At 62.5% G+C, this 10,902-nt stretch carries 7 protein-coding genes; 2 read left to right on the forward strand and 5 right to left on the reverse strand.

The window, feature by feature from the left end:
- Positions 1–2 precede the first annotated feature (2 nt).
- Positions 3–833: a 3-oxoadipate:acetyl-CoA acetyltransferase gene (locus tag ACXAHG_RS15255; protein WP_475044980.1), complete on the forward strand. Its 831-nt coding sequence runs from the start codon at positions 3–5 to the stop codon at positions 831–833.
- A 112-nt stretch (positions 834–945) separates the two neighbouring features.
- Here ACXAHG_RS15255 and cueR read toward each other — a convergent pair whose 3' ends face one another.
- Both cueR and ACXAHG_RS15265 read right to left on the reverse strand, forming a co-directional pair.
- The gene (gene cueR, locus ACXAHG_RS15260; RefSeq protein ID WP_475044981.1) at positions 946–1,335 is read right to left on the reverse strand and encodes a Cu(I)-responsive transcriptional regulator; all 390 of its coding nucleotides are present in this window, start codon (positions 1,333–1,335) and stop codon (positions 946–948) included.
- Positions 1,332–3,839, reverse strand: coding sequence for a heavy metal translocating P-type ATPase (locus tag ACXAHG_RS15265; protein ID WP_475058618.1), 2,508 nt, complete (start codon positions 3,837–3,839; stop codon positions 1,332–1,334). The genes cueR and ACXAHG_RS15265 overlap by 4 nt, the downstream gene beginning before the upstream one ends.
- A gap of 354 nt (positions 3,840–4,193) precedes the next feature.
- On the opposite strand from ACXAHG_RS15265, the gene ACXAHG_RS15270 reads away from it, so the two are divergent.
- The gene (locus ACXAHG_RS15270; protein WP_475045343.1) at positions 4,194–5,306 is read left to right on the forward strand and encodes an S-(hydroxymethyl)glutathione dehydrogenase/class III alcohol dehydrogenase; all 1,113 of its coding nucleotides are present in this window, start codon (positions 4,194–4,196) and stop codon (positions 5,304–5,306) included.
- Between the two features lie 84 nt (positions 5,307–5,390).
- Here ACXAHG_RS15270 and ACXAHG_RS15275 read toward each other — a convergent pair whose 3' ends face one another.
- The 3 genes from ACXAHG_RS15275 to ACXAHG_RS15285 are packed head-to-tail and all read right to left on the reverse strand — an operon-like array spanning position 5,391 to position 10,182.
- Positions 5,391–6,905, reverse strand: a complete 1,515-nt coding sequence (locus ACXAHG_RS15275) for a SpoVR family protein (protein WP_475058621.1) — start codon at positions 6,903–6,905, stop codon at positions 5,391–5,393.
- Positions 6,892–8,229, reverse strand: a complete 1,338-nt coding sequence (locus tag ACXAHG_RS15280; RefSeq protein WP_475058623.1) for a YeaH/YhbH family protein — start codon at positions 8,227–8,229, stop codon at positions 6,892–6,894. The genes ACXAHG_RS15275 and ACXAHG_RS15280 overlap by 14 nt, the downstream gene beginning before the upstream one ends.
- A gap of 18 nt (positions 8,230–8,247) precedes the next feature.
- Entirely contained in the window at positions 8,248–10,182 is a 1,935-nt protein-coding gene (locus tag ACXAHG_RS15285; protein ID WP_475044988.1) for a PrkA family serine protein kinase, read from the reverse strand.
- Positions 10,183–10,902: the final 720 nt, after the last annotated feature.

The following is a 10,902-nucleotide window of genomic DNA, read 5'->3' on the forward strand; positions in this document are numbered from 1 at the left end:
CCATGAGCAAACCCTGCATCATCTGCGTTGCCATCACTGGCTCAGTCCCGACCAAGGAGAACAACCCGGCGGTGCCGGTCACCATCGAAGAGCAGATTGAAAGCACCCATGAGGCGTTTGAGGCCGGCGCCTCGATCGCCCATTGCCACGTGCGAAACGACGACCAGACGCCGACCTCGGATCCGGAGAAATTCGCCCGCCTGATGGAGGGGCTGCAGAAACACTGCCCCGGCATGATCATCCAGCTGTCAACCGGCGGCCGCTCCGGCGCGGGCCGCGAGCGCGGCGGTATGCTGCCGCTCAAACCCGACATGGCATCGCTGTCGGTGGGGTCTAACAACTTCCCGACCCGGGTCTACGAGAACTCCCCGGACCTGGTGGACTGGCTGACCTCGGAGATGCGCACCTACGGCGTGAAACCGGAGATCGAGGCCTTTGACCTGTCGCACATCCACCAGGCGGTGAAGATGAACCGTGAAGGGCGCATTCCCGGCACGCTTTATGTCCAGTTTGTGATGGGGGTGAAGAACGCCATGCCGGTCGACAAGGACGTGTTCGACTACTACGTCAAAACCATGCAGCGGCTGGCGCCGGAGGCCCAGTGGTGCGGCGCTGGTGTCGGGCCGGGGCAAATCCTGGTCAACGAATGGTCCATCGCCGCAGGCGGCCACACCCGCACCGGGCTGGAGGACAACATGCGGCTTGACCGCGCTACACTGGCGCCTTCAAACGCCGCGCTGGTGCAACGGGCAGCAGAGCTGTGTGAAAAACACGAGCGCCCTGTCGCCACCTGGCAGCAGGCCCGCGAAATCCTGGAGCTGCGCCCCGCCTGATGGCGTCCGCTTCGGGCCAGCGGCCTGAAGCCATGCCCAAGGCTGCCAGGCGGCCCGTCAGGGCAGCCGCAGGCGCGGGAGTTCCCCGTCGGCGGCCGCCCCGCCAGCTGGATCACCTCTCGCCGGACAGATCCTTGAGGATAGGGCAATCCGGGCGGCTGTCGCCGGCGCAGCCTTTAACCAGTTCGCCCAGCGTGTCGCGCATCGCCTGAAGGTCGGCGATCTTGGCCTCGATCTTGGCCAGATGCTCCTGCGCCAGCCGCTTTACATCGGCGCTGGCGCGGCTTTCGTCCTCATAGAGCGCCATCAGGGTGCGGCAGTCCTCAATGGTGAAGCCCAGCGCCCGGGCGCGGCCCAAAAACGCCAGCTTGTGCAGATCAGTCTCGGCAAAGCAGCGGTAGCCATTGGCGCTGCGGTGCGGCTTGATCAGGCCGATGTCCTCGTAGTAGCGGATTGTCTTCGCCGGCAGGCCTGAGCGGCTGGATACGTCCCCGATATTCATGCGCGCGCCTCCTGCTTGGTGCCCGCCTTCGCCGCCGGTGCGGCCTGTTCCTCATCTATGGCTGGTTTCAGTCGGCGCAAGCGCAGCGCGTTCGACAACACAAAGACGCTCGACAGTGCCATGGCACCCGCCGCCAGCGCAGGCGACAACAGCGGCCCGCCGAACGGGTACAAAACGCCTGCCGCCACCGGCACCAGCAGCACGTTATAGCCAAAGGCCCAGCCCAGGTTCTGGCGGATATTGCGCATAGTAGCGCGGCTGACGGTCAGCGCATTCACCACCCCGCGCAGATCGCCGGAGACCAGCACCACATCCGCCGCCTCGATCGCCACGTCGGTGCCGGTGCCTATGGCGATGCCCGCATCCGCCGCGGCCAGAGCCGGGGCGTCATTAATGCCATCACCAACGAACGCCAGGGTGCCGTGTTCCGCCTGCAATTCCTGCAGCGCCTTTACCTTATCCGCAGGCAGGCATTCGGCCTTCACCGCGTCAATGCCCAGCCGTTTGGCAATCGCCTGCGCCGTCGCACCCGCATCGCCGGTGATCATGGCCACCTTCAAACCCTGATCATGAAACGCCTTGATCGCCGCCGGGGTGCCCGGCTTGACCGGATCCGCCACTGCAATCACCGCCGCAAGCCGGCCGTCAATGGCGGCATAGAGCGGGGTTTCGCCGCGTTCGGCCAGCCGCGTGCCTTCCGCCTCCAGCGCGCCAAGTTCGATGCCTTCTCGCGTCATCAGACGGGCAGCACCGGCCAGCACCACGCGGCCTTCGACCTCTGCCCGCAGGCCGTAGCCCGGGATCGCCTCAGAGCCTGACGCCTTGGGCAGCCCTTTGCCCGCCGCCGCCGTGATGGCCCGGGCAATCGGGTGTTCGGATTGCGCCTCGGCGGCGCCCGCCAGGCGCAGCACCTCCTCACGGATGAAACCCTCGGCGCAGATCAGTTCAGTCAGCGCCGGGCGGCCCTCGGTCAATGTGCCGGTCTTGTCGAGCGCCACCACCTTGACCTCCTGCAGCCGCTGCAGCGCGTCGCCCTTGCGGAACAGCACCCCCATCTGGGCGGCGCGGCCGATGCCCACCATGATCGAGGTCGGCGTTGCCAGCCCCATAGCGCAGGGGCAAGCGATGATCAGCACGGAAACGCCGGCCACCAGCGCCAGCGGCAGCGACGGCTCCGGGCCGAACAGCGACCAGGCCAGCACGGTCAGCGCAGCCACTGCAATGACGGCAGGCACGAACCACAGGGTGATCCGGTCGACCAGCCCCTGCACCGGCAACTTGGCGCCTTGCGCCTGCTCCACCATGCGGATGATCTGCGCCAGCACGGTGTCGCGCCCCACACGGGTTGCGCGGAATTCCAGCGCGGCGTTGCCGTTGATGGTCCCCGCCGTCACCTCGTCACCGCGCGACTTGGCGACCGGCACCGGCTCACCGGAGATCATGCTTTCGTCGACGTAGGAGCTTCCGGAAGTGATCTCGCCGTCCACTGGGATCCGTTCGCCCGGACGGACCCGGATCAGGTCGCCGGTGCCGATTTCTTCCACCGGGGTTTCGATAATGTCATCTCCGGTAACCACCATGGCAGTCTTAGGCTGCAACCCAGCCAGCTTGCGGATCGCGGCGCCAGTGCGGCCCTTGGCGCGGGCCTCAAGGAAGCGGCCCGTGAGGATCAGCACCACGATGACCGCTGCCGCCTCGTAGTAGACATTGGCGGTGCCCGCGGGCAGCAGCCGGGGTGCGAAGGTGGAAACCACCGAGAAGCCGTAGGCCGCGGCAGTGCCCAGAGCCACCAGCGCGTTCATGTCGGGTGCGCCCCGGAACAGCGCCGGGAAGCCCTTGGCATAGAACTGCCGCCCCGGCCCCGCCAGCACCCCGGTGGTCAGGGCAAATTGCAGCAAGTAACTGTTCTGCATACCGATATTCGCCGCCACCCAGTGGTGCAGCGCCGGAACCATGTGTCCGCCCATCTCAATCAGGAACACCGGCAGGGTCAGCAGCGCGGCGATCAGCACCTGGCGGCCCAGTTCGGAAATCTCATCCGCCTTGCGCTGGCTGGCCTGTTCCGCCTCATCCTCTGCCGCGCCGCTGAGACGGGCGGGATAACCACCCTCTGTCACCTTGCGGGCCAGATCCGCAGCGCGGGCAGCGCCGGTCAGATAGCGGACCTGTGCGGTTTCATTTGCAAGGTTCACAGTTGCCGACAGAACCCCCGGCATCGCCAGCAGCGCCCGCTCCACCCGGCCCGCGCAGGAGGCGCAGCTCATGCCGCTGATGACCAGCGCAGCCTGCGCCTCTGCTGCCGGATAGCCGGCCGCGGACAGAGCGCCGGTCAGGTCCGTCAGTGCAACGTCGCGCTCGGCCTCCACCTGGCCGGTGGCATTGGTCAGATTGACAGAGGCCGATAGAACCCCCTCGACAGCCGTCAGGGCGCGCTCTGCCCGGCCAGCGCAGCCTGCACAGCTGATGCCAGTAATTTGCAAGGTAATTCGGGTCGTGTCTGACATCGGAATCCTGCCGGTTCTGATCCTTTGACAAGGGATATGAGGGTTCCAGCGAGGGGAAGGTCAAGGGGTGGCTGCGAAATTCCTTCCCAAAACTGGAACCCCGCGGTCAAGCTGCTGGAAACCGGTTGTTTTCCTCCCGGCGAATGGCGCGGACCGCCCGCAGGCTGTCGCATTCAAGGCAAAGCCCGGCCACCCGCCCCTGTTAGGGTGCAGAGGCAATGCTTGCGCGTGCCGGGCTGCAAATGTAACGCTGGGTCAGTCAGACCCGCGGCATTGCTGCAGGCAGCGGTTCCACCCGGACCCGCCCCGCGGCGGCCCGGCCTCAAAGAATAAGGACGAAGGACCAGTCACATGATCAAGACCCGCGCCGCCGTTGCGGTTGCCCCCGGCAAACCGCTGGAAATCATGGAGGTGAACCTCGAAGGCCCGAAAGCGGGTGAGGTTCTGGTGGAAATCAAGGCAACCGGCCTGTGCCACACCGACGAATTCACCCGTTCGGGCGACGACCCCGAGGGCATCTTCCCGGCGATCCTGGGCCATGAGGGTGCAGGCGTGGTGGTTGAGGTCGGCGAAGGCGTGACCAGCCTGAAGCCGGGCGACCACGTCATTCCGCTCTACACCCCGGAATGCCGCGAGTGCGAATACTGCCTCAACCCCAAGACCAACCTCTGCCAGGCGATCCGCTCGACCCAAGGCCAGGGCCTCTTGCCCGACGGCACCACCCGTTTCTCGATGCAGGACGGCACCCCGATCCATCACTACATGGGCTGCTCGACCTTCGCCAACCACACTGTGGTGCCGGAGATTGCGCTGGCGAAAATCCGTGAAGACGCACCGTTCGATAAGGTCTGCTATATCGGCTGCGGCGTCACCACCGGCATCGGTGCGGTGATCAACACCGCCAAGGTGGAGATCGGCAGCCGCGCGGTGGTCTTCGGCCTCGGCGGCATCGGCCTCAACGTGATCCAGGGCCTGCGGCTGGCCGGCGCCGACCAGATCGTCGGCGTCGACCTGAACCCGGGCAAGGTGGAGATGGCGAAACACTTCGGCATGACCGATTTCGTCAACCCGGCCGAGGTCGACGGCGATCTGGTGGCGCATCTGGTTGAGCTGACCGGCGGCGGCGCAGACTACACCTTTGACGCCACTGGCAACGTGAACGTCATGCGCACCGCGCTGGAATGCGCCCACAAGGGCTGGGGTGAATCCATCATCATCGGCGTGGCCCCCGCGGGCGCCGAGATTTCGACCCGCCCGTTCCAGTTGGTCACCGGCCGCTCCTGGCGCGGCACCGCCTTTGGCGGCGCCTCCGGCCGCACCGACGTGCCGAAGATTGTTGATTGGTACATGGACGGCAAGATCGAGATCGACCCGATGATCACCCACAAGCTGACGCTGGACCAGATCAACGAAGGCTTTGACCTGATGCACGAGGGCAAATCCATCCGCGCGGTGGTCGAATTCTGATCCCGGGATTCATGTGAAACAAAGGGAACGCAGGCCCCCGGGCCTGCGTTTTCTTTTGAACGGTAGAGAGCAGCACTCCTGCCGTCAGCTTTCGGTGGTGGCCTCCACCGCGTCGAGCCGCACGTCATACCCCCAAAGGCGGCGCAGGTGTTTCAGCACCTCCTCCTGGTCGTCATCGTCCAGATGAATGCCATCACGCACAGTGTGGGTCAGCTTCAGCTCCCGGTCGCCGCGCAGATCGGCGTCTGTGACTTGAATGTCCGGCTCCAGGTAAGCGAGGTCATACTGTTTCGCCAGATCGCGGCGGATCGCCTTGTAACCTGCCCGGTTGTGGATCTGGCTGACCACCAGGTTGGGCAGCTCCGCGTCATTGGTCAGGGTGAACAGCTTGAACTTTCGGATCAGGTTTGGTGACAGGAACTGCTGGATGAAACTTTCGTCGCGGTAGTTCGCCCAGGCATCCCGCAGCACCCCGCGCCAGTCCGGGTTGCCGGCAAAATCCGGGAACCACTCCCGGTCCTCCTCCGTCGGATCCTGGCAAATACGGCGGATATCCTCCATCATCGCAAAGCCCAGCGCATAGGGATTGATGCCGGAGTAGCGCGGATCGTCATATTCCGGCTGCATCACCACATTGGTGTGGCTGTGCAGCATTTCCATATACGCTCCTTGGGTGATCTGGCCCTGCTCATAGAGCTTGTTGATGATGTAGTAATGCACGAAGGTCGCGCAGCCCTCGTTCATCACCTTGGTTTGTTTCTGCGGATACAGATACTGCGCTAGCATCCGCACAATACGCAGGATCTCGCACTGCCATGGCTCCAGCACCGGGCTGTGCTTTTCCAGGAAATACAGGATGTTCTCCTGCGGCAGGTTCATCATCTTGCGCCGGGCGCTGAAGTCTGCATCCTCGACCAGCTCCAGCTTGTCCCTGCCCAGGGTCGAGTCGGTCCAGATGTCCAGCACGCTCTGGCCGCTCTCGTAGCCTTCGCGCACCTTCTGCATGGCCACCAGTTCCTCATTGGTGGGCTTGGGCGGGCGGCCATAGCGGAAAACCCCCTGGGACTGCATTGCATGGGCGGCGTCCAGCACCTCTTCCACGGCCAGCGGGCCGTATCGCTCCTCGCAGGCGGCGATATAGTTCTTGGCAAAGGCCAGATAGTCGTGAATGCCCGCGGCATCGGTCCATTGCTGGAACAGATAGTTATTCTTGAAGAAATGGTTATGCCCAAAGGCCGCATGCGCCATCACCAGCGTCTGCATCGCCATGGTGTTTTCTTCCATGTTGTAGCTGATGCAGGGATTGGAATTGATGACGATCTCATAAGCCAGCCCCTGGCGGCCGGTGCGGTAGAGCGCCTCGTCGCGGGCGAAATGCTTGCCAAAGGACCAGTGCTGGTACATCAGCGGCAGGCCGACGCAGGAATAGGCATCCAGCATCTGCTCCGCCGAGATGATCTCGATCTGGTTGGGGTAGACATCCAGCCCAAGGTCTTCGAGCGCGATCTGCTCGATCGCGTCGCGCGCCTTTTCCATCAGTTCAAAGGTCCATTCCGGCCCGTCAAACAGCGGCTCGCGCGCCTTTTCAGCTGCCTGCATGCTGCATCCCTTTCACCTTGGGGAGGAAGAACTCCCGGAAAATCGGATAGATGTGGCCGGGCTGCGAGACCCGCTGCATCTCGAAATGCTGCGCCTGTGCCTTCACCTCGCGGTAGTTCTGCCACAGGTCTTCGCCTGCTTCGGGGTTATTGAGCAGCATTTCCGCCGCTTCGTCGACGATTTCCACATAGGCATAGAACTGGCTGACCGGCAGCAGGTCGTTCAGAAGCAGGTTCTTGCACCTGACCGAGTCGTTGCCGAAGTTTTCGCCGTCCGAGGCCTGGGCGCCGTAGATGTTCCACTCATCCGGCGGATAGCGTTCCTCGATGATCTCCTTCATCTTCTCCAGCGCGGTGGAGACAATAGTGCCGCCGGTTTCGCGGGCATAGAAGAAGGTCTCCTCATCCACCTCCTGGGCATGATGGGTATGGCGCACGAACACCAGTTCGGTGTGCTCATAGCAACGCTCCAGGAACAGATGCAGCAGCAGGAAAAACCGCTTGGCCAGATCCTTTTCACGCTCCTGCATGGAGCCGGAGACGTCCATCAGGCAGAACACCACGGCGCGCGAATTGCGGATCTTTTCCGGCACAAAGGTGTCGTAACGCAGATCCAGCGGGTCGATGTAGCCGACCACCTTGCGCTTGCGGATGATGCCTTCAAGCTTGCGCTGCAGTTCTGCCAGGAACTCGTCCTGCGGCGGGGTGCGTTCGTCCAGCGCTTCCAGCTCTGCAATCTGCTGCTCCAGCTCGCGCTGGGATTTGGTGGTGGGACGCTGCAGGGCGATGCGGCGGCCCAATGAGTTGCGCATGGTGCGCACCAGGTTCAGATTGTTGGGCGTGCCCGCAGTGGTCAGGCCGGCACGGCGGGTGCCGATGGTTTCGGTCTCCACCGTGGCCTTTTCCACCAGATCCGGCAGCTCCAGCCCCTCAAAAAGGATCTCCAGGTATTCTTCCTGGGTCAGGGTGAAGGAAAACTCGTCCTCGCCGTCACCGTCTTCGGAGGCCTTGCGGCCGCCCTGCCCGGCGCCGCCCTGCGGCCGTTTGATGGTGTCGCCGACAACAAAATCCTTGTTGCCGGGCAGCACATGGCGGCGCAGGCCGCCCTTGGAGGAATGGAAGAACCGCGGCTCCTTCAGCCCCCGGGTCGGGATCGTGACCTTCTCTCCGCCGTCCGGGACACCGCTTCCGTTCTGGATCGACTTGCCCCGGACCGACTGATCGACGCGCTCCTTAATATTCTCCCGGGCCCGCCGCAGGAACCGCTGGCGGTTCCCGAGGCTCTTGCCCTTCGGATTGGCGCGCCTGTCGATGAAATGATGCATGTTGCACAGCGCTCCTCTTTAGCCCGCCTTGTTGACCCGCATGTACCATTCGACCAGACGCCGCACCTGGCGGTCGGTATAGCCGTGGCCGCGCATCCGCTCGACGAACTCCTGATGCTTACCTTCGGTCTTGCTGTCCTTCTTGGACCCGAAGGAGATCACCGGCAGCAGCTCCTCAACCTGGCTGAACATGTGCTTCTCGATCACATCGCGCAGCTTCTCGTAGGAGTTCCAGGCCGGGTTCTTGCCGGTGTTGGCACGGTGGCGCAGGGCAAATTTCACAACCTCGTTGCGGAAGTCCTTGGGATTGGCAATACCCACCGGCTTTTCGATCTTGCTCAGCTCCGCATCCAGCACCTCGCGGTTATAAAGCTGGCCGGTATCGGGATCCTTGTAGTCCTGCTCCTCGATCCAGGCGTCAGCGTAGGAGATATAGCGGTCAAAGACGTTCTGCCCGTATTCGGTATAGCTTTCGAGGTACGCCTTCTGGATCTCGTTGCCGATGAACTCCTCGTAACGCGGTGCCAGTTCAGTCTTGATGAACTCCAGATACTTCTGTTCCATCTCCTGCGGGAACTGCTCGCGTTTGATCATCTGTTCCAGCACATACATCAGATGCACCGGGTCCGCCGCCACCTCATTGGTATCAAAGTTGAAGGTGGTCGACAGCACCTTGAAGGCAAAGCGGGTGGAGATTCCGTTCATGCCTTCATCAACGCCGGCCCGGTCCTGGTATTCCTGCACCGTCTTGGCCTTGGGGTCGGTATCCTTCAGGCTTTCACCGTCATAGACCCGCATCTTGCTGTAAAGATTGGAATTCTCATGCGGCTTCAGGCGCGTCAGAACCGAGAAGCGGCTGAGGATCTTCAGCGTTTCCGGCGCACAGGGCGCATCCCGCAATTCGCTGTGCTCGATCAGCTTCTGGTAAATCGAGGTTTCATCCGACACCCGCAGGCAATAGGGCACCTTGACGATCGACACCCGGTCGATGAAGGCCTCGTTATTCTTGTTGTTCTTGAAGGACTGCCATTCGCTCTCATTCGAGTGCGCCAGGATCAGGCCGCTGAAGGGGATAGCGCCAAAGCTCTCGGTGCCCATGTAGTTGCCTTCCTGGGTCGCCGTCAGCAGCGGGTGCAGCATCTTGATCGGCGCCTTGAACATCTCGACAAATTCCAGGATGCCCTGGGTCGCGCGGTTCAGACCGCCGGAAAAGCTGTAAGCGTCCGGATTGTCCTGGCTGAAATGCTCCAGCTGGCGGATGTCGACCTTACCAACCAGGGTAGAGATATCCTGGTTGTTTTCATCGCCCGGCTCCACCTTGGCGACACAGATCCGGCGCAGCCGCGACGGGTACATGCGGACGACAGAGAACTTGTTGATATCGCCGTCAAATTCATCCAGACGCTGCACTGCCCAGGGCGACATGAGCCCCGGCAGGCGGTGCTGGGCGATGCCGTATTCCTCTTCCAGCACCTTACCCATGCGAACCGGGTCGAACAGACCCAGCGGGCTCTCGAAAATCGGTGAAATCTGATCGCCGGCCTTCAGCACATAGATCGGCTGGTCCTCAACCAGGCGCTTGAGCCGTTCCGCCAGCGACGACTTGCCGCCGCCGACCGGTCCCAGCAGGTAAAGGATCTGCTTGCGCTCTTCCAAGCCTTGCGCGGCGTGGCGGAAATAGCCGACGATCCGTTCGATCGTGTCTTCCATGCCGTAAAAGTCGTGGAAGGCGCTGTAGCGCTTGATCGTGCGGTTCTGAAAGATTGGCCCGAGCCGCGCGTCCTTGGACGTGTCCACCAGCTCCTCTTCGCCAATTGCCTTCAGCATCCTCTCGGCGACGTTGGCGTACAGGCTTGGATCGTCACGGCAGGCGTTCAAATACTCCTGCAGCGGCATTTCCTGCTCGCGCGTTTCGCCGTACTGCTCTGCAAAAAGTTCGGCAATGTCTTTCATCTTGGATCAAGCCTCCTGGTTACTTGGCGCCGTTCCTCCTGGCGTTCAATTCGCGCACGGACAGAAAGTGCCCATCACGTGGGCATAGGTGTCCGCGTCAGTGTTGAGTTCTGATTTCTGCTCGGCGCCGCTGCTGGCGTCTTATGTCCGGCTGGCCGCTCTTGGCGGCGGCCTGCGCCCGGTGACCAGGGCTATCGGCGTCGTGTTACTTACTCTCGAGCTTACACCAATTACGAACTTCTTACTATCTGAAAGTGGTGTACTTTTAATTAATTGCCAGAAACTTTTGCGGGAAATTTACATCACATCGCGGCGATCAATGGTGTGAAAACCGCCTGCTGCGCCGCGGCACAGGCGCCCTCGCCACCCTTGCAGAGGCCAGCAATAAAAGGGGGGAAGGCGGCGGCAGACCTGCGCAGGCAACGCAGCTTCGGGCCATGTCTCGCCGCATCTGCAGCCTAGGCTTCCGGCACGTCTGGCCGCGGCCCGCAGCCCGGCCCGGCATCACGGCGGCGTGAAAATCGTTAAAAATTCTGCGGCAGCCAGGACACGGTTCCTGCCTAATTCACTTGAGGAATCCACCCCATGCACTGGACAGCACTGCAAAAATGGTCACAGTATGACCCCAAAATGGCCGCAAAAGACGGCCGCTGGGCAAAAAGTACAGGCAACGGAACCTCGCAGCGTCCGCCATAATCCGGCGCCGCCGCGCATAGATGA

Source organism: Leisingera sp. ABD4_442 (assembly GCF_056160905.1).

Excerpts from the sequence above, each read along its gene's own strand:
- ACXAHG_RS15255 (WP_475044980.1), top strand. The coding sequence starts at position 3 with ATGAGCAAACCCTGCATCATCTGCGTTGCCATCACTGGCTCAGTCCCG.
- cueR (WP_475044981.1), bottom strand. The coding sequence starts at position 1,335 with ATGAATATCGGGGACGTATCCAGCCGCTCAGGCCTGCCGGCGAAGACA.
- ACXAHG_RS15265 (WP_475058618.1), bottom strand. The coding sequence starts at position 3,839 with ATGTCAGACACGACCCGAATTACCTTGCAAATTACTGGCATCAGCTGT.
- ACXAHG_RS15275 (WP_475058621.1), bottom strand. The coding sequence starts at position 6,905 with ATGCAGGCAGCTGAAAAGGCGCGCGAGCCGCTGTTTGACGGGCCGGAA.
- ACXAHG_RS15280 (WP_475058623.1), bottom strand. The coding sequence starts at position 8,229 with ATGCATCATTTCATCGACAGGCGCGCCAATCCGAAGGGCAAGAGCCTC.
- ACXAHG_RS15285 (WP_475044988.1), bottom strand. The coding sequence starts at position 10,182 with ATGAAAGACATTGCCGAACTTTTTGCAGAGCAGTACGGCGAAACGCGC.